This window comes from Vibrio sp. MA40-2 (assembly GCF_047302445.1).
GTDB lineage: Bacteria > Pseudomonadota > Gammaproteobacteria > Enterobacterales > Vibrionaceae > Vibrio.
In genome coordinates this window covers 2435991-2456985 of the sequence record NZ_CP178628.1, presented here as the reverse complement: position 1 = coordinate 2456985, position 20995 = coordinate 2435991, and the positions used below count along the sequence as shown (strand labels likewise).

Below are 20995 nucleotides of genomic sequence, written 5' to 3'. Positions count from 1 at the left end.
CCAAGCTAATATTAAGCCCCTCAAGCGTTTGCCTGATTAGCAATGATTGAGGGGTTATTTTGTTTTCAGATTCACGCAATTGAATCTATTTGGATAACATAATAAATGGAAACAACTTTAGCTGTCTGAGCGATAGTGGAGCAACAAGCTCAGTTCTAGTGCAATATAAGATTTTATAAATTAAAGAAAATCAAAACTATTTCTTTAATATCAAGTAGATAGAGAAAATATAAAAGATGGCATGTATTTGGCAATACTTATAGTGATACATTCTCGTTCTACTTTCGTTAGGCATTCGCGCCTTCTACTTAACAGCAGAAGGCGCATTTTTTTATCTTTTTTCGGCTAGCATCGCTTTATCTCCAACCACATTTAAGCTTTATCCCTAACTGCATTTAAGTTCTATCCCCCAACCGCATTTAAGTCATCGATTTTTTAACAATCTAGTGTTTATTTTTTAATAATCTACTTTCTATTTTTAAACAATTTACTTTCTAAATAAATTGTACTCTACCCGCCATTTTTTCCGGATAACTGATTAGGTGGCACCGGCTCAATTCATTGAAATGACTGTTTTTACTGCAGTTATCTGGGGGAGTTTTTACTTTATTTTGTGCAGTGAGCACTATTCCAGTGCGTTCAGAATAACAATAAAAATGCTGAATTAATTAATGTGTTTAAAAACAATGAGTTAAATTTTATTTAAAGTTGGCATGTAACTGGCATTATTAATTATAGATACATTCTCGTTCTACTTTCGTTAGGCATTCGCGCCTTCTCCTGGCATTGAAGAAGGCGCATTTTTTTGTCTGAAATTATTGAAAATACAACGATATAGATAAATTTGAATTACGCTTTAGACAAGTGGGCTAAGATCGGCGGGGCGATAATTTATCGATTTGAGCACTTTTCCTTTTCGGATTGTTTTTGAGTCAGAGACAAAATCCGCCGCACATTTAGCGATAATGTAATTACCTTTCTCAACCGCCATAAGTTTAATTCCTTGCTCGGCATAAAACTTCTCAGTTTGTAAATATTCAGCTGAATCTTTACAGACTTTACTCATGTTACTTGAGTGTACTTCGTCCCAACATGGAATAAAGTCGATAGAAAGATTGTCAGCAGCACTTAATAGAACATCAATAAAATAACTGATGGCCAGATTATCCTCGACTTTCTTGTCGCCAAGGTGGACTAAACGCCCCATAAGCACATATACGCTGTCTACAATCGCATCTGCTTGCTCAATCTTACTATCCGCTTGAGCAAGTTCAGTTAACTCTTCAATAATAAGTGAAGAATGCAGCGCATCTAACGAATCGTTCATTGAGGTTTTGTCGTCGACAGGGAGATCAAATGTGACACGAAACTCATTAATATCGCGATAAATATGATCGAATATTGGCTGAGTTAACTTGGTTAATTTCATTAGTGTTGTCCTGAGTAAATAAGATGATGAGATCATAACATAAAAGTTGTCTTTTCTGAGCTTGTGAACCTATTCGAACGCTAGAACTTGGCTATCGATTATTGACCAATTGAAGTAACCGGTTAATATGGTTTTATCGCGAATACTCTTTGCTAAAAAACGAGAGTCTAACTATGAATCAACTCGATAACTGTCGTCATTATTTACACTCTCTAGTTGCTAGTGAAGAGTGCTATCCATTTGGACCCGATACACAAGTTTATAAAATTAAGGGCAAAATGTTTGCATTGATTGGGTACCGAAATGGTAAGTATTTTATCAACTTAAAAGCCAAACCAGATGATGTATTATTTCTTATTGAGCAATATGATGAGATTTATTCTGGTTATCATATGAATAAAAAACACTGGATTTCGGTTGATATTGCACAGTTAGAAAATAGGGCGATGTTACAAGGGTTAATTGACGATTCTTATGCGTTGGTCAAATCGTCATTGCCGAAAAAAGTGCAAGCTGAATTCAATTAAAGCGAGCGGTGCGCTTAGTTACCATTGCCGTACATACGGTCGAAGTTTTTAGCATTCCAACCAACCATAACTTGATCACCAATTTTAAGTACTGGAATGGAACGTGCGCCCATAGCCTGTAGCTCTTTACGACCTCTCTGCATTTTTGCATTAGTTAGTCGGTACTTGATTCCTTTGGAATCGAGGTATTTTTGCGCATCTTTGCAATGAGGGCATTTATCCGCAACGTATAAAACAACTCTTTTCATGCTATTTCCTGTCAACTTTTTTCATGTTATCCCCTGTAAACTCAGGTTATTTTATTCTCTGTAAAGAGAAAAGGGCTTTTATTGTAGTCGTGGTGTATAAACCCGTCGTCATAATGCAAACCCAATGATTTTGAGTATAATAACTCTTTTATCACTGTAATTTCTATTATGCATTCGTCTCTACGTTATATCCACGGCTATCCGGAAAATCTTGTTCAGCAAATTGAGAGTCTGATTGTCTCCGATCAGTTTATCAATTGGTTTACTCAACGGTACCCTGATAACCATCAAATTAAGAGTGAAAAGGCGTTGTTTGACTATGCTATTGGGATCAAAAACCGTTACTTAAAAAAATCGTCACCGTTGAGTAAAGTGATCTACGATTCAAATATCCACCTCATTAATAATGCGCTAGGCTTACATACATTTGTCTCAAGAGCGCACGGTGGAAAGTACAAATCAAAAAATGAAATTCGTATTGCTAGTGTCTTTAAACAGGCTCCTGAGCCACTGTTAAGGATGTTAGTAGTACATGAATTAGCGCACCTTAAAGAGAAACAACACAATAAGGCTTTCTATTCTTTGTGTTGTCATATGGAACCCGAGTATCACCAACTCGAGTTTGACGCTAGATTGTTTATGATAGCAAAAGAATTAGAAACCAGTTCGCGCTAACTGAACAATACAACTCAATAATTCTGCACTAAAATAGACAACAAAAAGGGCACAGATTGGCCCTTTATTAACCATGTTATGACCTTTGATTGATCATGTTATGCTCTTTAATTTAAATTTCACAACAGTTAGATTAAATCTCAGGTTAATTGTACGGTTGCGACGCGCTTTATAACCTGTTTTTTATAATCTTTTATTTTATAAACTTTAGCGGAAAGTCAGAAAAAATAGCATCCACTTCATCTAATAACGGAAATTGCTCTGGCTGATTAACGGTAAAACACCATACTTGATAACCCTGATATTTGAGGGTTTCTATATCCTCAGCCGTAATATATTTATAATTAAGGTGACAACTGAATGCGTTGGTCTCTTGTAATAACTGTAACTGTTGTTCTGTTAACTTGTTGCCAATCACACCTAAACAATAGTCTGGACATTGCAACGATAACTGACGAATAACCGCATCAGAAAAGCTTGATAGGAGCAATTTACCTTTATCTATATTCGCGAGTTCGAGCTGCTGTTGCATGGTATTGACCACCGAAATAGCGCAATCCGTGTCCAATTTTACTTCAATGTTTAAGGACAAGTCATAATATTTAGCCAGATCCAGTAACTCAGAAAAAGTCAGAATTGGTTCTCCTGCAAAGTCATCGTGATACCATGCACCAAAATCAAACTGTTGTAATTCTGCTAGAGTGAAGCTGTCTACTCTGCCAGAACCATTGCTACATCGGTCTATAGTATGGTCGTGAATGACCACTAATTGACCATCTTTGGTTGGCTGTATATCAATTTCTATCCATTTCAGTCCCGACTCGATCGCAGCCAAGATGCTGGCTTTGGTATTTTCAGGGTAATGTCCAGACAGCCCTCGATGACCAACAATGTTTGTTTGCATAGTAAATGTCCATTGGTTATTAATTGGATAAGTAGTGGTTAATCGAATAAGATATTTTTAACCGAGCACTTAGTTGGCTATCATCAGATCGACCTTGTTGTTATGACATAAAGTGATGAGTTGTTGGTTAGCTTGGTCGATAAATACTCGATCTATTTCGTTCAGTTGAGCACTGACGATAGGCGCATAGCGAGTCAGTTTACTTTGATCAACAACTAACCAGCATTGGCTACTTTGGCTGATGATTGCCCGAGTCAGTGACGCCTCATCTGGAGTGAAATCTAGCAATTGACCTTGTTGATCGGTATTTAAGCCACCGACGCCAAAGATGCCTATTTTTATATTGAATTGACGATAAAAATCCGTTGCTGTTTCGCCTACCGTATCCTCATCTGAAGGTCTGACAATACCGCCCGCTAAATAAACCTCAATGTTATGATTACGGCTTAACGTAAGGGCAGCATTGATATTATTGGTCACGACGGTCAGTCCTGGATGATCTAACAAAGCATGAGCGACTTGCTTAGGCGTCGTACCGATACCTAAGAAAATACTGCAGCCTTTAGGAATTTCCCGTACGACACTTTGCGCGATACCTTGCTTCGCTGCGACGTTTTCTAATTCACGCTTGCTAAAAGACAGATTATCATTGTCACTAGGCAGTGAAATACCACCATGGACTCGGCGCACTAAACCTTTATCACTTAATTCGTTCATGTCTTTACGAATGGTTTGCACTGACACGTTAAATTTATCTGACAATAGAGAGCTAGACAACACGCCGTGAACTTGTTGTACATAGCTCAATATCTGTTTCTGTCTTACCGATAAAGTGACTAGATTGACCATTAGACGCTATTTATCCTGCACGTTGTAAAGGGGCTTGACTAGCAATGCGTTTACCTTGGCTGTCAAACAAATGTAAGTTTTTAGCCGCTACACCAAGAGATAATGCTTGTTTTAGATCGAACGGGTACTCAGGTGTGACTGCAATTACAGGTTGCCCCTGAAATCGACCATGAACCAACTGATTCGGTCCTAATGGCTCAATGACACTAATTTTAATAGAGAGGGCTAACCCTTCAGAAAACGTGCTAGTTTCTATGTGCTCAGGTCTTACTCCCAAGGTTATATTTTGATCTTTTAAATAGGCATAATTGGCTAACGTTAATTCTTGATCGCCAATTACAAGCTTGCCTCTGCGTATTTCAGCAGTAAAAAAATTCATAGCCGGACTGCCCATAAAACTTGCAACAAATTTACTAGCAGGTTGGTGATAGACTTCTGAAGGAGTGCCGATTTGTTCAATTTCACCTAGATTAAGTACCACGATCCTATCGGCTAATGTCATAGCTTCAACTTGATCGTGAGTAACATAAACACTGGTTACCGCCAATTCACGTTGTAATTTTTTAATTTGCAAACGCATGTGAGCTCTAAGGGAAGCATCCAAGTTTGATAGAGGCTCATCAAACAAAAACAGTTGTGGATCTCGTACTATCGCTCTGCCCATCGCTACACGCTGTCTTTGTCCGCCAGACAATTTAGATGGCTTTCTGTCCAAATAGGCGTCAATTTTTAGAGTCTTAGCTACTTGTTGAATTTTCTGTTCAATCGTTGCTTTATCCACGCCACGATTCTTTAATCCATAAGCAAGGTTATTATAAACACTCATATGTGGATAAAGTGCATAGTTTTGGAATACCATAGCTATATCACGTTCAGCTGGTTTTATGCTGTCAACTCGACGGCCATTTAAGTGAAGTTCCCCACCGGTAATCGCTTCTAGCCCAGCGATTGAACGTAGAATAGAAGATTTACCACACCCGGATGGTCCCACCAAGACGATAAATTCACCTTTTTCGATGCTAAGGTCAATCCCTTTGATGGCTTGATGACCGTTTTCATAGGTTTTTACTAATTTTTGTATGTTTAACATTGTGATTCCTTTGTTCTGTGTAGAACAAGTTAAATTGAGGTTATTTCTCGCTTTCTACCAAGCCTTTAACAAACCAGCGTTGGAAAATTATGACCACCAGTACAGGAGGAAGCATGGCGAGTATCACCATGGCAAAGGCATAGTTATATTGAGGTTTTGGTGTTTCGTTAATGTTGCTAAGAATCTGCTTTATTCCCATAACGATAGTGCTGTAGCTTTCATCAGTCGTCATCATGATTGGCCATAAATACTGATTCCAGCCAACAATAAACATAATGATAAAAATCGCAGCCATCATGGTTTTAGATAGTGGTAGTAAAATATCAATGAAGAAGCGTACCGGTCCTGCGTTATCCAGTTGGGCGGCTTCAAGTAACTCATCAGGAATGGTTTTGAAAAATTGACGAAAGAAAAAGGTAGCCGTTGCAGAAGCGATAAGTGGAATAATCAAGCCAGAGAAACTATTTAACATACCCAAGCTCGATACCACTTCGTAAGATGGGATAATGCGAACTTCAAGTGGCAAAAGTAGGGTGATAAAAATTAGCCAGAACCACGCGGATGCGTAAGGTAATCTAAAATAAACCAACGCATAGGCGGCGAACATTGAGATAACAATTTTTCCGGCAGCAAAGCCAAAGCCCATAATAAATGAATTGATAATCATAGATTTAGCCGTGACGTTGTTTGAAAAGCCCTGACTTTTTGTCCATGCTTGTTGGTATACATCGACCATTTTATCACCTGGCCAGAATTTTAGACCATCCGTTAATATACTGGCTGATTCGTGGGTGGAACTGGCAAATATCAACCATATCGGCAACAGCATAATTAATGCGCCCAATAGTAAGATAAGATGATCACTCCAGTGATTTGATTTCATGTGTTTTTCCTTTAATAACTCAGATATTAATTGGTGCCAGTGTTAATGAGTACAGATGAGAAGCGGTACAGACGTTAACTCGCACCAATTTAGTAGTGAACGCGTTTTTCAACGAATCTGAACTGCAAAAATGTCAAAAATAATACCAACAGCAGAAGAATGACTGATTGAGCAGAACTCCCGCCTAGATCAGCGCCAACGAAGCCATCTGAGAATACTTTATAAACGAGTGATGTTGTTGAGCCTCCAGGGCCACCGGCTGTCATGGTGTCAATAACGCCGAACGTATCAAAAAAGGCGTAAGTCATATTAATTACCAGCAAGAAGAAGCCTGTAGGGGCCAAAAGAGGAAAAGTGATCGTCCAGAAGCGTCTAATATCACTTTCACAATCTAGTGTGGCGGCTTCTCTCACTGCGTAAGAGATAGACTGTAAACCGGCAAGAAAGTAGACAAAATTCACCGAAATCTGCTTCCATACTGACACTATAATTAAGATAAAAGTGGCTTGAGTTGAATTGGTTTGATAACTGAAGTCGTATCCAATTCGTTGGAAAAAATCGACAAACAGGCCAATGTTTGGATTAAAAATAAAGTAACCCATAATCCCTGCAACGGCAGGTGCCACTGCATAAACCCACGTTAACGTTACGCGATAAATGCTTTGTCCATGAATGATTTTGTCGGCTTTAACCGCTAATAGCAGCGCTAAAGCTAACGAACAAAATGAGACAATAATCGAGAAAAACAAGGTAAAGCCTACCGACTTTAAATACTCAGTAGATGAAAAAATCATCTGGTAGTTTTCAAACCAAACAAATTCAGACGACATTCCCCAAGGGTCTTCGAGCATAAATGAAAGGTATACCGCTTTGGCGGCAGGATAAACAAAGAAAATAGCGATAATGACTATTTGCGGCGCCAAAAGAAGATATGGCAAAGGAGAGTGTCGAAAATGTTGGCGACGTTCCACAAGAATACCTATTGATATTAAATTGAAAATAATAAAAAACCCCAACAGCAGCCGCTGTTGGGGCAGGGCTTAATTACTTAACTGTACGAGCAAAACGTTTAAGCAATTGTTGCGCTTCGACATTGATTTTCTCGAGGCTCTCGTCTACTTCAGACTCACCAGAAAACATTTTGTCGGTTTCGCGATAAATCACTTCACGAATCTGTGGGTAAAAGCCTAAACGATAACCTTTAGTCCATTCTCCACCCGACAAACTAAGCTGCTGTACACCAACTTCTGCATCAGGGCTTTGTTGGTAGTAACCCGATTGTTTAGTAAGTTCGTATGCAGCGTTAGTAACAGGTACATAGCCAGTTGTTTTATGCCAGTACATTTGTACTTCAGGGCTGGTCAAGTAATTGAAGAATGAGGCAACCGCTTTATCTTGGCCTTTTTCGTGGCCTGAAAGAGCAAACAACGCCGCTCCACCGATGAAGGTTACTCCCGGTTTATCGTTTACCGATTTCCAATAAGGAAGGAAAGTTGTGCCTAGATTGAAATCAACACGTTCTTTTAATCCACCAAAAGAACCCGAAGAACCAATCCACATTGCTACGTCTTTTTGTTCGAATGGAGTTTGGTTCGCAGCCCAATCTTTACCGTAATATTTGTAGTAACCTTTGTCTGACCACTCTTTCATTTTAGAGAAGTGCATCTTAAGGTTTTTGGTGTTGTACATTATTTTTGTCGCTGGGCCATCAAAACCGTTATTTTTATCGGCTAACTGTTGGTTATGGCGCGATTTAAAGTTTTCAAAAAAGATCCAAGGGGTGTGCGATTGAGAGAATGCCGCATGGCCTTTTTGTTTTAACTTTTCTGCGACTACTTCCATGTCTTCATAAGTTTTTGGAACGTCAACACCCGCTTCATTTAACATATCTTTGTTGTAATAAAGAACAGGAGTAGAGCTGTTAAATGGCATTCCTACCATTTTTCCTGCACTGTCAGCGTAGAAATTTCTTACACCAGACAAGTAAGATGCAGAGTCAAACTGGTAACCAGATTCAATCATCACGTCTTGTACTGGTTTTGCGACACCTTTTGCGTTCATTATGGTCGCTGCACCAGCATCAAATACTTGTAAGATGTTTGGCGCTTCATTGGCACGATAGGCGGCGATGCCTGCTGTTAACGTTTCTGTATAAGTACCTTTATATACCGGTACTAATTTGTAATCTGACTGTGACGCGTTAAAATCCGTCGCAATTTTATTGACAGTTTCTCCAAGTTGTCCACCCATTGCATGCCACCAAGTGATTTCAGTTGCTGCAAATGCGCTACCGGTTACGGTTGCCGAAAGTAGCCCAGCTAGCCATATTTTTTTCATTTTTATTTCCCTTGTTTATGAAAAATCGTTCGTACAACCCAGTTTTATGTGTTGTGGGTTTCGAGCGAACGCGTTGGTGTTTCGCTTGGGGTCTATAATCGAGTCAAAACATGACATTTATGTTTCGCTCGAATTTAACTTTAATGAATGATTTGTGTCTAAACGATGGCAGGCATGAGTGAAATTGACTATATTTCAGAGCTTGAGACCAAGAGCGGTGAGGTAAACGGTATCTATAAAAACTTAAGCTGATATAATCTGTTATCAATTTTTATGACTTTGATTTTAATTATATAGCTTCCTATTATGGCCAAACGCTCCGCAATAATTACTATGACTTCCTATGGAATTTATTCAACATGGGATTCTAAATCTAAACAATTACCTAAAATATTAGACTTCACCACGGAGGTTCCTGCCGAGGTAGATATTGAATTTGGTTTTATACTCAATATCAAAAAAGCGAAAGGTAAAAAAATTCATTTTTGTATTTATCATCCAGGTATTAGTTCTGACGAGGGAGAGGTGATGGCGCCTTTTTCTGGCCAGGAACATATTAATAATAACGACTGGGATTTTTATTTAGGCGATACTATTTGGTTGCCGATTGAAAATAAACTAGGCCCTTGGCGGATGGTGGTGGAATTAGAAGGCCAAGTGGTGGCAGAAAAAATTTTTAATTTGTATGCAAAAGATGAAGGACAATTTTGGAAAAATAGAGGTTTCTAATCAATTAAATTTGGTAGGCTTTAAACCGCCTCTTAATTTTTATGGTTGATACATATTTCATTCATAAATACGAAAAAAGCCCATACAGTAGTATGGGCTTTTTTACCAAATTGGTGCTCGCTACTGGACTCGAACCAGTGACACCTTGCATGTCATGCAAGTACTCTAACCAACTGAGCTAAGCGAGCTTCTTGTTTGAACGAGATGAATATTAACGATTCACGCAGCGTAGTTCAAGTATATTTTTCATATAGTTGAACTGTATGGTCGCAATATCGCCACTATGGCTAAATATGCGGCACATCGTCATAAATCAAGGTTAGTTTTAGATGGTTTTCTATCAAAAAATACTTATATAAGTATGGATAATAGAAAAGTTGATCGCGTGTCGTTAATCCAATTATTCTTTCTGTTTCGTTTATGTTTACTGTAAGTATCCTTATTTCAGTCAAGAGCGATTCAGTTGATGTCTAAAACAAACTCCTTACCAGTAGTCGCGTGTTGCCTTTCTGCTTTTTGCTTCCCCATTCCTGCAATAGCGGATGTAAAACTGCCTTTTGTGTTACTCGAGTCTTTGGCAGAAAAAGAATTTGAATTTGGCCATTATTGGGTTAGTGAAAAGCTAGACGGAATTCGAGCTTTGTGGACAGGAAAAGAGTTACTCACTCGAAAAGGAAACAAAATTCATGCACCACAATGGTTTATTCAAAGCTTGCCTAATATTCAATTAGAAGGCGAGTTGTGGGCTGGAAGAGGTAACTTTGATAAAGTGCAAAATACCGTATTGGATCATAAACCCAATGAGCAACAATGGGCTAACATTCGTTATATGTTGTTTGACATTCCTAATGGAGATGCAAATTTTAAACAACGTTATCAAAAGTTGTTTGCGGTTGTTGAGGCTTTACAAGTTAATCATGTAGGGCTGATTATTCAAGCTCCTGTTCTCTCCCATGATGCGTTAGTAGAACGGCTCGAAAATACTAATAAAACTGGGGGTGAGGGTTTAATGTTACGTAATGTCCATCAGCAGTCTAGTTCATTAATAAAACCGATCAAAATTAAAAAACATATGGACAGCGAAGGCAGCATAATTGGTTATAAACAAGGGAATGGAAAATATCAAGGTAAAGTCGGTGCGTTGATTGTTAAATTAGACGATGGACGGATTTTATCGATAGGGTCAGGGCTTACCGATTTATTGCGTTCTGAACCTCCAGCTTTAGGTGAGCGGATTACGTATCGTCACAATGGATTTACTAGTACAGGACTACCGAGGTTTGCCCGCTTTGTTCGGGTTAGGCAAGAAGAGTAACATTTGCCGGTTTTGTAGGACGTTGACTTTATGCCTACGTCCTATTTTATTATGGAGTTTGTGCTACTCGCTAGTTTGTGTCATTACCACGTGGTTTTGCTTATTAAGTTGTTATATCAATGCCTCAATTAGCGTGATGCAAACTGTAATTGAGTTGAAGGAGCTTGCTTGTGCATCCAACGTAGACGCAAACTCAACATAATTGCTGCACTGGTTAAACCAACAATAACCCCTAGCCAGTAGCCATATACACCCATTTTATCCACGATTAGATCTGTACTTGCTAAAATGTAGCCAGTAGGTAAGCCAAGTATCCAGTAGGCAACAAAGGTACATATAAATATAGCCTGCATGTCTTTATATCCTCGCAAAATGCCTCCACCAATAACTTGTATTGAATCAGTTATTTGATATATCGCGGCGATAATTAATAATTGAGTAGCGATGATAATAACCGAAGGATCAGAGGTATAAAGGGCTGATATTTGGTCTCTTAGTACGATCGTTAGAATACCGGTCACGACAGAACAGGCAATACCTAAGATTAAAGCAACATGAGAGGTTACTTTTGCACCATCGGTATTTTCTTGTCCTAAGCGATGTCCAACTTGAATGCTTGCTGCAACGCTAATACTTAACGGTATCATGAATACCAGCGATGAAAAGTTAATGGCCACTTGGTGTGCTGCAACCACTGTTGCTCCAAGTGGAGCGACTAGAAGTGCAATTACGGCAAATAATGTTACTTCAAAAAATAATGCTAAAGCGACAGGTAAACCCAGCTTGAACAATCGAATTTGTGCTGACCAATCTGCCATATAAATAGTCGCAAATAGTTTGACTTGTTTGAGTCTAGACGAAACTAAAATATAGATCAGCATAGAGAAAAACATAAGCCAATAGACAATCGCTGTTGCAACCCCGCAACCAACACCACCCAATGCTGGCATGCCGAGTTCGCCATAAACAAATGCCCAGTTGAGAGGAATGTTTGCCGACAAACCTATAAATCCGATAATCATAGCCGGCTTTGTTACTGCCATGCCATCGGTGAACGATCTTAATGCTTGATAAAGTAAGAATGCAGGAATGGCCCACATCATGGCATGGATATAACCGATGGTTTTTTCCGCTAAAATGGGTTCTACCTCCATAGCGGTTAAAATTGATTCGGTTTGAAATAGCACTAACAGGGTTGGTGCAACCAAGAATAGTGCCATCCAAAACCCTTGGAAAATTTCCATAGGCACTTGCTGTGTTTTATTGGCTCCGTTTAGTTGTGCAACGATTGGTACTAGAGCCATTAATAACCCCATACCAAACAGAATGGTAGGAAACCAAATACTTGAAGCGACGGCGACGGCGGCCATATCTGTCGCACTCACACCGCCAGCCATTACGGTATCAACGAAACCCATGCCGGTCTGTGCTATTGAAGCCAGTAGCACAGGCGTCGCTAATGAGACTAATTTTTTTGCTTCGTTTTTGTAACTGTGCAAATGTTTTTCTCCAAATTACATTTATAACGTCAACTAACTGGCTGACATGATAAAGAAATGTCATCATTAGCACCATACATATCATCATTTACTCGTATTTAAGGATCTTAATGTTTACAGGAATCGTAGCCGGTACCGCTAAAGTGATAGAAATAAACAAGAAACAGGCATTTCAAACTCACGTTCTGCACTTGGCAGAAGATATGTTGGCGGGTTTATCGATAGGAGCATCGGTTGCTCACAATGGTTGTTGTCTAACGGTTACAAAGATTGATGGCCCGTTAGTTTCATTCGATTTGATGCAAGCAACCTTGCAATACACTAACCTTGGGTTATTACAACAAGGCGATCAAGTTAATATTGAGCGAGCAGCCAAATTTGGCGACGAAATTGGCGGGCATAATATGTCGGGCCATATAACGTTAACCGCACAAATTACTGATATAGAAACCACCGCCAATAATAGAACGATTTGGTTTCAATTGCCTGAAAATAAAATCAAATATGTTTTAGATAAAGGTTATATCGGTATTGATGGTTGTTCATTAACTATCGGAAAAGTCGTAAATAATCAGTTTTGTGTGCATTTAATACCAGAAACGTTGACGCGAACTCTGTTTGGACAAAGAGTGATTGGAGATAAAGTAAATATTGAATTTGATCCGCAAACTCAAGCAATCGTTGATACTGTGGAGCGTGTGTTGGCTCAGCAACTAGAAAATAGTATTTAAGCTAGTTCGGCTCGCCAGTTAGTGAACTCAGTATTTGCTCAGCTTGTGCAAGGTAATGCCCGCCAAATAAATTACAGTGGTTAAGAACATGATAAAGGTTATAAAGAGGCTTCCTTTCCACATAGCCAGTATCAACAGGAAGTATACTATTATAACCTTGGTAAAATTCTGGTTGGAAGTGAGTAAACCGTTCCGTCATGGCGAGATCGCATTCTCTGTCGCCCCAATAGCAGGCAGGATCATAGCAAACCGGGCCAAAAGGTGAGTTTGCCACATTACCAAATGCTAAGTTGCCGTGTAATAGCGATGGTTTAGGATTATGTTTGCATAGCTTTCGGTTTACTAAAAAGACGATATCGTCAATATTGCCAAAGCTTATGCCTTTTTCTGCTAGTAATTGTAGCTGCCAACCAATTCTTTGTTCGGAGAAAAAACGGCTCCATTTCTTATTCCAAGCGTTTGGTTGAACGATAGCTCCAATATAATTATCCTCATCGAATCCATATTCTTTTTGTTCGCTCCATTGGTGTAGAGTCGCTAATTGGATACCCAATTCATAACTCGACTTACTGTCTGTTAATGGTTTCGTTGGCAGGTAATTTAAAATAATGAAAGCGGTCTTTTTGCTATGACCAACATGAACTAGCTCTGGAATATAGATACTATTGGTTTTTCTTAATGCGCAGAGGTTATCTTGTTCGCTCTTATAGATTGCTAAAAAATCATCGGTGTTGCATTTGACGAAATAGCGCTGTTCTCCATCACTGATCATATAGCAGTCATTAATATCGCCACCATTCACTTTCTCTTTCTCGATGATTTTAAAATCAAACAGTAGGGTATCTGAAAGTTGTTTAGCTATTGCCTGCCACATATAAATCTCCTCATGCTTGAGTACAGATTACAACGGTTTAGAATAGTGTAACGTAATTAGCAGAAACCGCCTTGTGTTTAAGAGGTTTACTTGTTGATCAAGTGCAAACTATTGAAATTTGATTCGGCGTTTATTCGTTAGAAGTGGGTTGTTTGTTGTGCAAGCATCAACATAAACTTTGCTTTCTATCTAATCAATTAGTATGGTTTATACAGGCCATTTTAGGATGTTGTAAACCGATCAATTGGAGTGAATAAGTGGTTATAGATACCGATGGATACTTAGCGCTGATAGAGCACTTAACGTATAATTTAGATATATTTTCATCACGTAGTGACGACATAGGAGATGAGACCGTAGAGGATGTTGTTACTGACATGATGGCATCAAATATTATGGCAATTTTTGATCAAAATCCTGAGTTACATTCTAGTGTGCGCTTTAAGTTACTCAAAGAAGCGGATTTTGTTTTAGCAGATTTAGGGGAAGCGCTAGAGGGAGCATGGAAAAAGAAAGCGACCAATCAACAAATTGCTTTTTTGGATGAATATGTTGCTTTATTAAAAAACCTGTTTGATGGTGCGATAGGCCAATACGATTAATCGACCGTTCTAATTTGCCAAAATACCGATGCCCAATAGGGGTTATCCAGCCTAGAAATAATAACGCCTTTGGAAGTGGATGCATGCATGAATGCATAGTCGCCTAAATAAATCCCAACATGCCGTTGTTTCCGACCAGTTTTAAAGAAGACTAAATCACCACTTTTAGCTTTAGACAATGAAATTTCTGCTCCTAACTTACTTTGTTGGTAGGTTGTTCTCGGTAATGACTTATTATGAGATTCTAACATTACTGCTTGAACAAATGCAGAACAATCCACTCCATTAGTACTCGAACCTCCATATTTATATGGCGTACCTTGCCAAGTATTATATGGGTTAACGAATACAATATTATTAGATTGGCTCAATATGGAGTGAGCTGATTTCGAATTTTTTTGTTTTGATGGATCAGTCAACACCTTATTACTAGAACAAGCAGATAAGATGAACGCAAAGTAGATTATAATGCTGATTTTTAATGTTTTTTTCATGATTTAAAGCCAAAATAGCAGAGTTTGTCGTTTGTAATGTTAGTAATATAATTGTCATATTGACCATATATTATGCGTAGCAAATCACATTTGAGCTTATTGGATAACTTATGGTTAAGGCTAGCAAAGAACACGGTTCGATTTCGCTTATTCAAGCAATGGTTACTATCTTTATTTCGTTTTTTATATTAGTCATGGTCCAGTCGTACAGCAGCAAATTAGCTATGGACGATATAGGTAAAGAATTTAACAAGTTATCCAAACAAGCTTTGCCTCTATCCACCAATAATGCCCAAATTATCCAGAATGTGCTAGAGCAAATTAAAGTACTCAATGCAGGCTTAAATACTCATTCACTTGATGAACTTAAAAACACTATAACTTTGTATCATTCATTGTCAGAACAAATTGACTTCATTCTTGATGAATTACAGCAAATTTCTAAACAGTATGGACACGCTTTAACCAAAGATCAAAGTGCAAGTTTAGTTGATTTTTTACAACAACTAAAACAACGTTCCACGACGATTCTAGATGCACAAAATCAGTCAATTGCAACAGAATTAAAAATAGAACAGTTACGCGATTCTTTTCGCTATGGTTCTGCATCTATTGGGCCAGAAATGACACGAATTGCATCCTTCCTTGTACAAGATAATTCTGAGGCGTACGACGCTGCTAATCGTTTTTCATCGCAATCTGGTGACATTGAGCGTGCATTTGTTCTCCTTACGGTAGAGAACAGTTACGAAAAAGCACTCAAGCAATATAAAGAAATGAGAAGCCGTAAAGCGGGGATAGATCTTGCATTTAGTGATTTTTCCGATTGGTATCCTGAAATCAGTGAATTTTCTAGTTTGGTTATGCCTTTTAACATGGTAACGGAAGGTTTTGAAGAGGAGGGGATATTATCACTTATTCTAACTAGGTTAAAAATAGTTGAAGCGCAAACTGCTGACTTAAAGGCTGTAACAGCGTTATCTGATCAACTTATTGATTTACTCAATGACATTTCATATCAAAGTGCGCAAATGATAGATAATAGTCAAATGACTGTTACTAATGCCATGCAACATATTGTTCAATTGATTGTTATCTTTGCCATTGTTTTAGGTGTCTTCATTCTGTTTTCCGGTCTTTTATTGCGTTCTTGGATCGGTAAAGGGCTGAGCAATGTAACTCAACATATGGCCAGTGTAACGGAACATAATTTGGCTGAATTCGCTCAGACTGAAGGGCCTAGGGAAATAAAACAGATTGCCACTCAATTAAATCGGATAATAGAGTCGACCAATGATTCACTATCGATTGTAGTAAATAACTGTGAACTTCTTTATTCTTCTGCTGATCATACCCACACTGCAGCAGAAAATGCCAATCAAAATTTAGAAATACAGAATAAAGCGTTGATGGATATATCGGCAACGTTAGAGCAGTTACAAGGATCAGTACAAGAGATCAATAAAATAACCAATGAATTGTTTATTGAATCAGGCTCTGCGACTAAAGCAACCTTACAAGGTATTGAAGTAATAGAAATAAATAATGAACGTCTTCGAACTTTAGAACTAACTTTGCAGCAAAATGAAACGTTAACGAACCATCTTGATTCCAACGTAGCACAAATTGCTGAGATGGTTGATTTAATAAGTGGTATTGCTGATAGCACTAATTTGCTTGCCTTAAATGCAGCAATTGAAGCTGCAAGAGCAGGTGAACATGGAAGAGGGTTTGCGGTGGTAGCAGATGAAGTTCGTAAGTTGGCGACTGGAACAAGTATTCAAACTGAGAACATCAGAAAAATGATGGCGCAGTTGGTGAAGTCGGTGGAAGTTTCCCAACAATCAGTCTTAAATAGTAGAGAAGAGATGAATCACGCTAGCCAATCAAATCAACAAGTGACACAAGTTTTTGCTGATATTCAACATGTCGTTGATCATATTAGTAATAAGCTTGAGCAGGTATCTATCGCGACAGATGAGCAAGAACAAGCTAGCAAAAATGTTAATTTGAGCTTAAATGAGATTAATGAACAAGGAAACAAAACTCTTGGTCATTTGCATTCAATGGTAAAGTGTTCTCAAGAAGTGAGTAATATCGTTGTGCAACAGAAAAAAATACTAAACAAGTACTCTTTATAAAAGCCAAATGACATGAGTAATCAAATAATAGTTATGTAGTCAAATAATGGTTATGTAGTCAAATAATGGTTATGTAGTCAAATAATGATTACGTAGCATGAATATAATAATAATTAAGCACGCTCTGGCTAATCATTGATAAAGCAGAGCGTGCTTACTGTTCATTTCTAGGAGTGAAGTAAAAATTAATCCTTTTTCCTTGAAAAGATAGTCCATTCCTTAAGAATTTCGCTGGTATAACCCACAACTGTTGCTACTACCCGTCGATTTAACGAATGTGATAACTCTGTTTCTCCTTCTGCAACCAGTACAGAATCACCAAAACCAACGATTTTTATTCGATCTGCGCTTACACCAGCATTAATCAAACTTGCCATAACGTTATTTGCACGACGTTCGGAAAGATTAAGATTATAGCTAGAGTTGCCCACTTTACTAGCATATCCTTGTAATTCGATAGACGTTCCTGAGTAACGATTTAGGAAGTCCGCTAAGCGGCGAATTTCAGAAATGTAGGCAGCGCTTACCTCATCTGAATCGTTTTCAAATAATATTTTTAGGTCAAATTCGCTGGATGCGTTGACGGTTTCACCGCATCCATAATTGGTTATTTCTGCTCCAATGATGGTGTCTGGGCATTTATCACGAGCGTTGATCACGCCATCGCTATCATCATCACGCAAATCGGCAATTTGGTCTGCGTTAGGTGTGGCAATATATTGATACTTATCATCTGCGTGCACCGAAAAGACCAAACTAGCGGCTAGCAGAGACAGTAGAGTGTTAGAATGTTTCATTTTATCTCTCCTTAATAATCCGCTGGTTGGTTCCACTCATATGCAGTGTCTACCAATAATGAATCTAATAAAATCCCACAGGCATTAAGCACTCGGTATTTCGAATATTGTTCTTCATAATGTGCGGTTAAGTACTCTTTTCGCGCTTCGAACAGTTCATTTTCTGTATTCAATACATCCAACAAAGTACGTTGTCCAATTCTGTACTGCTTTTCGTAAGCAATTGCGGTATCGGAAGCGGAATCAACATGGTCAGCGAGAAATTCTTTTTGTTGTAAGGTTAAATCAAGTGCACTCCACGCCAGACGCAAGCTTTCTGCTAGTTGACGATGAGAGCTATCACGCAAATCTTTGGCTTTATTTAACTGATAAGCCATATTATCCTGTTGAGCAGAATCGGAGCCGCCATTGTAAAGGTTGTACCGCATCCTTAACATCGCTGATAGTTCGTCTCTTTGTCCTTCATCACCGTCTGCATCATCATACCAAGCTTGTGAGGCTTCAATGGTAAAGGTTGGATAATTGGTTGCTTTAGACTGGTCGTATTGATACTTAGCGGCTTCAACATCGGCTGCAGCTATCTTAATTACCGGGTGATATTTTTCGGCAATTTGTTTGGCTTCTGCTAGAGACAGAGGAAGTGCATCTTGGTTTGCTCTAGGAAAAACGAGATCTTTAGGTAATTCACCAACAATACGAGTAAATTGAGTCTGTGTATCGAAAATATTATTTTGTGCGGCGAGTAGATTACTGTGCGCGTTGGCTAAACGTGCTTCCACCTGCGATAAGTCGGCAGTTGAACCAATTCCGGACTCGACGCGACGTTTAATGTCACTATAGATGCTTTTGTGAATCTCAAGGTTAGCTTTTGATAAGTTTAATACTTCCTCTGCTTTGACTACATCGAGATAAACACTGACCACTTCTAATGCCTTGTCTTGTGCGTCAGAATTTAATTGATAACGCATAGATTCCGCTTCGGCAGCTGTTCTATCCATATCATTAAGTGTCGCTGACCCATCCCACAGCAATTGAGTAATACTGATAGTTGCATCTTTACGCGTTAGTTCTGTCGAATCACCAGCTGTCGGATTTATCTTTTCATAACCAATTCCGGCATCGAGATCGACGGTTGGCAGATAGTTACCTCCAGAAGATCGGCGTGTCTCAACATAGCTTTTATATTCGTTAAATGCGCTCTTTATTTCGGGGTTTGAAGTAAGAGTTACGGCTACTGCTTGCTCTAATGATTGGCTATATACCGGTAAACTTAACGCTATGCAGCATGATAGAGTTGCCAAACGAAGTCTTTTCAAAATCTACGTCTCCTAAATTTGAATACGTGCATTTTAAACATACAAAATAGTACTTGATTCAAAGATAGTAGCACAGTTTGTCAATTCTTAGTAACATTTTGAATTAATACAAATTTAACTGAAAATTGGTTGTGTTGTATGTTTAGATACGATGTTTATCATAGTTAACAATTATATCAGTATTACATAGCGTTTTTTGTAAGGTTTTGTTACCAAAACCTGTACTTTTAGTTGCCGCAATATTAGTGAATGCGTATAACATCGATTAACTCTTAAAGCTGTTCTGAATAGTTACAAAACTTTACAAGCGAATCCTTTTAGATAAAACCCTTCAGGGTAGGCCGTATCAACTAAGTGATCGGCAGCTTGTTCAAACCGTTCTATAAATTTCACTGTTCTACCTGAATCGACCGCTGCATCAGCAATGATTTTTTGGAACAGTTCGGTGGTCATCAAACCTGAACATGAGTAAGTTAGTAATACGCCGCCAGGTTTGAGTATCTGCATTGCTAACATATTAATGTCTTTATACCCTTTAGCACCGGAGGTGATATTTTTCCGGCTGCTGATAAATTTGGGTGGGTCCATAATAACAACATCAAATTTAGTGCCTTGATCTCGATATTCTCGTAGTAATTTGAATACATCTGCGTTGAGAAAAACAGCACGTTTCTTGCTGATATCAAAATCATTTAGCAAGGCATTCTGTTTTGCTGTATCAAGAGCCGGTTGAGATACGTCAGCATTAATTACCCTTTTCGCGCCACCTTTTAGTGCATATAAGCCAAACCCACCAGTGTAAGAAAAGCAGTTTAGTACTTCTTTATCATTAACGTATTTCATTGAGCGTTGGCGACTATCACGTTGATCTAAATAAAAGCCGGTTTTATGTCCATTAACGATATCAACATTGATTTTCACACCATTTTCTTCAATTTCAACGACTTTTGGTGGCATTTCGCCATGCAAAACTCCAGTAATTTGAGGTAAACCTTCTTTATCACGCACAGCGACATCTGAACGTTCATAGATATGACAATCAGGGAAACATGACACTAAAGCTTCGACAAGTTGTGCTTTGTTAAATTCGGCCCCAGCACTGAGTAATTGGCAAACGAGGTAGTTTTGGTATTTGTCGATAGTGACCCCTGGCAAACCATCGGATTCTGCAGCGATAAGTCGAAACCCGGTTAAACCATCGCGTGCGATGACCTCTTGTCTAATTAGCAATGCTTGCTGTATTCGTTTAACAAAAAATTGTGCATCTATTTGCTGTTTGTCAAAACTCCACACTCGAGCACGTATCTGAGACTCCGGTGAGTAAGCAGCTTTAGCTAACCATTCGCCATTGTGCGCATGTACATTAACGGTTTCTCCTGGTTGTGGGTCTCCCTCTACTCTCATCACTCCACGGGAAAAGACCCATGGATGTTTGCGTCGTAGTGATTTGTCTCGGCCTTTTTCAAGGTAGATTGCTGCTGTCATGGTTTTGCCTAGTAATGATGAGAGTGCAATATTGTGGGGAATTGTATAGTTAAAATCAACCTCCAAATAA

Annotated in this window: 21 protein-coding genes and 1 tRNA gene; 7 read left to right on the top strand and 15 right to left on the bottom strand. The window is 38.7% G+C overall.

Translation table 11 applies throughout. The features are described 5' to 3' along the window. Positions 1-856: 856 nt before the first annotated feature. The gene (locus ACLKML_RS18790) at positions 857-1429 is read right to left on the bottom strand and encodes a nucleoside triphosphate pyrophosphohydrolase family protein (protein ID WP_413284492.1); all 573 of its coding nucleotides are present in this window, start codon (positions 1427-1429) and stop codon (positions 857-859) included. A gap of 173 nt (positions 1430-1602) precedes the next feature. Here ACLKML_RS18790 and ACLKML_RS18785 point away from each other — a divergent pair, with 173 nt between their 5' ends. Further along, positions 1603-1956, top strand: coding sequence for an MmcQ/YjbR family DNA-binding protein (locus tag ACLKML_RS18785; protein ID WP_413284491.1), 354 nt, complete (start codon positions 1603-1605; stop codon positions 1954-1956). A 14-nt stretch (positions 1957-1970) separates the two neighbouring features. Here the strand turns inward: ACLKML_RS18785 and ACLKML_RS18780 are convergent, their stop codons facing one another. Continuing rightward, positions 1971-2204 carry a glutaredoxin family protein gene (locus ACLKML_RS18780; RefSeq protein ID WP_317716816.1) on the bottom strand — a complete coding sequence of 78 codons (234 nt, stop codon included), beginning with the start codon at positions 2202-2204 and terminating at the stop codon, positions 1971-1973. Between the two features lie 168 nt (positions 2205-2372). Here ACLKML_RS18780 and ACLKML_RS18775 point away from each other — a divergent pair, with 168 nt between their 5' ends. Continuing rightward, positions 2373-2879: a M48 family metallopeptidase gene (locus tag ACLKML_RS18775; RefSeq protein ID WP_413284490.1), complete on the top strand. Its 507-nt coding sequence runs from the start codon at positions 2373-2375 to the stop codon at positions 2877-2879. A 193-nt stretch (positions 2880-3072) separates the two neighbouring features. On the opposite strand, the gene ACLKML_RS18770 is transcribed toward ACLKML_RS18775, so the two are convergent. The 6 genes from ACLKML_RS18770 to ACLKML_RS18745 form a co-directional block, all read right to left on the bottom strand. Then, on the bottom strand, positions 3073-3783 hold the full coding sequence (locus tag ACLKML_RS18770) for a glycerophosphodiester phosphodiesterase family protein (protein ID WP_413284489.1): 711 nt from the start codon (positions 3781-3783) through the stop codon (positions 3073-3075). A gap of 69 nt (positions 3784-3852) precedes the next feature. Further along, positions 3853-4632 (bottom strand): DeoR/GlpR family DNA-binding transcription regulator, encoded by a 780-nt coding sequence (locus tag ACLKML_RS18765; protein ID WP_413284488.1) that lies wholly within the window; start codon positions 4630-4632, stop codon positions 3853-3855. A gap of 10 nt (positions 4633-4642) precedes the next feature. Continuing rightward, the gene (gene ugpC, locus ACLKML_RS18760; RefSeq protein WP_413284487.1) at positions 4643-5722 is read right to left on the bottom strand and encodes a sn-glycerol-3-phosphate ABC transporter ATP-binding protein UgpC; all 1080 of its coding nucleotides are present in this window, start codon (positions 5720-5722) and stop codon (positions 4643-4645) included. A 40-nt stretch (positions 5723-5762) separates the two neighbouring features. Then, positions 5763-6605: a sn-glycerol-3-phosphate ABC transporter permease UgpE gene (gene ugpE, locus ACLKML_RS18755; RefSeq protein WP_413284486.1), complete on the bottom strand. Its 843-nt coding sequence runs from the start codon at positions 6603-6605 to the stop codon at positions 5763-5765. 89 nt (positions 6606-6694) lie between these two features. Beyond that, complete coding sequence (locus ACLKML_RS18750; RefSeq protein WP_317716806.1) at positions 6695-7576, bottom strand: ABC transporter permease subunit; 882 nt, start codon at positions 7574-7576, stop codon at positions 6695-6697. Between the two features lie 73 nt (positions 7577-7649). Further along, a complete protein-coding gene (locus ACLKML_RS18745; RefSeq protein WP_413284485.1) occupies positions 7650-8942 on the bottom strand; it encodes an extracellular solute-binding protein in 1293 nt (430 codons plus the stop codon). A 306-nt stretch (positions 8943-9248) separates the two neighbouring features. Between ACLKML_RS18745 and ACLKML_RS18740 the strand changes: the two genes are divergently transcribed. Further along, positions 9249-9671, top strand: a complete 423-nt coding sequence (locus tag ACLKML_RS18740) for a DUF3859 domain-containing protein (RefSeq protein ID WP_413284484.1) — start codon at positions 9249-9251, stop codon at positions 9669-9671. A 111-nt stretch (positions 9672-9782) separates the two neighbouring features. Here the strand turns inward: ACLKML_RS18740 and ACLKML_RS18735 are convergent. Next, positions 9783-9859 (bottom strand) — tRNA-Val (locus ACLKML_RS18735). Between the two features lie 278 nt (positions 9860-10137). Between ACLKML_RS18735 and ACLKML_RS18730 the strand changes: the two genes are divergently transcribed. Then, positions 10138-10986 carry a DNA ligase gene (locus tag ACLKML_RS18730; RefSeq protein WP_413284483.1) on the top strand — a complete coding sequence of 283 codons (849 nt, stop codon included), beginning with the start codon at positions 10138-10140 and terminating at the stop codon, positions 10984-10986. 128 nt (positions 10987-11114) lie between these two features. Here the strand turns inward: ACLKML_RS18730 and ACLKML_RS18725 are convergent, their stop codons facing one another. Next, positions 11115-12485 (bottom strand): MATE family efflux transporter, encoded by a 1371-nt coding sequence (locus ACLKML_RS18725; protein ID WP_413284482.1) that lies wholly within the window; start codon positions 12483-12485, stop codon positions 11115-11117. Positions 12486-12595: 110 nt separating this feature from the next. On the opposite strand from ACLKML_RS18725, the gene ACLKML_RS18720 reads away from it, so the two are divergent. Continuing rightward, positions 12596-13216 (top strand): riboflavin synthase subunit alpha, encoded by a 621-nt coding sequence (locus tag ACLKML_RS18720; protein WP_413284481.1) that lies wholly within the window; start codon positions 12596-12598, stop codon positions 13214-13216. A gap of 1 nt (position 13217) precedes the next feature. On the opposite strand, the gene ACLKML_RS18715 is transcribed toward ACLKML_RS18720, so the two are convergent. Further along, the gene (locus ACLKML_RS18715) at positions 13218-14090 is read right to left on the bottom strand and encodes a fructosamine kinase family protein (protein WP_413284480.1); all 873 of its coding nucleotides are present in this window, start codon (positions 14088-14090) and stop codon (positions 13218-13220) included. 257 nt (positions 14091-14347) lie between these two features. Between ACLKML_RS18715 and ACLKML_RS18710 the strand changes: the two genes are divergently transcribed. After that, a complete protein-coding gene (locus tag ACLKML_RS18710; protein WP_413284479.1) occupies positions 14348-14692 on the top strand; it encodes a DUF3802 family protein in 345 nt (114 codons plus the stop codon). Here the strand turns inward: ACLKML_RS18710 and ACLKML_RS18705 are convergent. Continuing rightward, positions 14689-15186: a C40 family peptidase gene (locus tag ACLKML_RS18705; protein ID WP_413284478.1), complete on the bottom strand. Its 498-nt coding sequence runs from the start codon at positions 15184-15186 to the stop codon at positions 14689-14691. The two genes, ACLKML_RS18710 and ACLKML_RS18705, sit on opposite strands and share 4 nt — an antisense overlap. Before the next feature lie 110 nt (positions 15187-15296). On the opposite strand from ACLKML_RS18705, the gene ACLKML_RS18700 reads away from it, so the two are divergent. Further along, a complete protein-coding gene (locus ACLKML_RS18700) occupies positions 15297-17327 on the top strand; it encodes a methyl-accepting chemotaxis protein (protein ID WP_413284477.1) in 2031 nt (676 codons plus the stop codon). Positions 17328-17512: 185 nt separating this feature from the next. Here the strand turns inward: ACLKML_RS18700 and ACLKML_RS18695 are convergent, their stop codons facing one another. From ACLKML_RS18695 to ACLKML_RS18685, 3 genes are all read right to left on the bottom strand, one after another. Further along, entirely contained in the window at positions 17513-18124 is a 612-nt protein-coding gene (locus ACLKML_RS18695; protein ID WP_413284476.1) for an OmpA family protein, read from the bottom strand. An 11-nt stretch (positions 18125-18135) separates the two neighbouring features. Further along, complete coding sequence (locus ACLKML_RS18690) at positions 18136-19440, bottom strand: TolC family outer membrane protein (RefSeq protein WP_413284475.1); 1305 nt, start codon at positions 19438-19440, stop codon at positions 18136-18138. Positions 19441-19731: 291 nt separating this feature from the next. Continuing rightward, a complete protein-coding gene (locus ACLKML_RS18685; protein WP_413284474.1) occupies positions 19732-20925 on the bottom strand; it encodes a class I SAM-dependent methyltransferase in 1194 nt (397 codons plus the stop codon). Positions 20926-20995: the final 70 nt, after the last annotated feature.

Bases quoted from the DNA above. Each gene is read 5' to 3' on its own strand.
- ACLKML_RS18790 (WP_413284492.1), bottom strand. From the start codon at position 1,429: ATGAAATTAACCAAGTTAACTCAGCCAATATTCGATCATATTTATCGC.
- ACLKML_RS18785 (WP_413284491.1), top strand. From the start codon at position 1,603: ATGAATCAACTCGATAACTGTCGTCATTATTTACACTCTCTAGTTGCT.
- ACLKML_RS18780 (WP_317716816.1), bottom strand. From the start codon at position 2,204: ATGAAAAGAGTTGTTTTATACGTTGCGGATAAATGCCCTCATTGCAAA.
- ACLKML_RS18775 (WP_413284490.1), top strand. From the start codon at position 2,373: ATGCATTCGTCTCTACGTTATATCCACGGCTATCCGGAAAATCTTGTT.
- ACLKML_RS18770 (WP_413284489.1), bottom strand. From the start codon at position 3,783: ATGCAAACAAACATTGTTGGTCATCGAGGGCTGTCTGGACATTACCCT.
- ACLKML_RS18765 (WP_413284488.1), bottom strand. From the start codon at position 4,632: ATGGTCAATCTAGTCACTTTATCGGTAAGACAGAAACAGATATTGAGC.
- ugpC (WP_413284487.1), bottom strand. From the start codon at position 5,722: ATGTTAAACATACAAAAATTAGTAAAAACCTATGAAAACGGTCATCAA.
- ugpE (WP_413284486.1), bottom strand. From the start codon at position 6,605: ATGAAATCAAATCACTGGAGTGATCATCTTATCTTACTATTGGGCGCA.
- ACLKML_RS18745 (WP_413284485.1), bottom strand. From the start codon at position 8,942: ATGAAAAAAATATGGCTAGCTGGGCTACTTTCGGCAACCGTAACCGGT.
- ACLKML_RS18740 (WP_413284484.1), top strand. From the start codon at position 9,249: ATGGCCAAACGCTCCGCAATAATTACTATGACTTCCTATGGAATTTAT.
- ACLKML_RS18730 (WP_413284483.1), top strand. From the start codon at position 10,138: ATGTCTAAAACAAACTCCTTACCAGTAGTCGCGTGTTGCCTTTCTGCT.
- ACLKML_RS18720 (WP_413284481.1), top strand. From the start codon at position 12,596: ATGTTTACAGGAATCGTAGCCGGTACCGCTAAAGTGATAGAAATAAAC.
- ACLKML_RS18715 (WP_413284480.1), bottom strand. From the start codon at position 14,090: ATGTGGCAGGCAATAGCTAAACAACTTTCAGATACCCTACTGTTTGAT.
- ACLKML_RS18705 (WP_413284478.1), bottom strand. From the start codon at position 15,186: ATGAAAAAAACATTAAAAATCAGCATTATAATCTACTTTGCGTTCATC.
- ACLKML_RS18700 (WP_413284477.1), top strand. From the start codon at position 15,297: ATGGTTAAGGCTAGCAAAGAACACGGTTCGATTTCGCTTATTCAAGCA.
- ACLKML_RS18695 (WP_413284476.1), bottom strand. From the start codon at position 18,124: ATGAAACATTCTAACACTCTACTGTCTCTGCTAGCCGCTAGTTTGGTC.
- ACLKML_RS18685 (WP_413284474.1), bottom strand. From the start codon at position 20,925: ATGACAGCAGCAATCTACCTTGAAAAAGGCCGAGACAAATCACTACGA.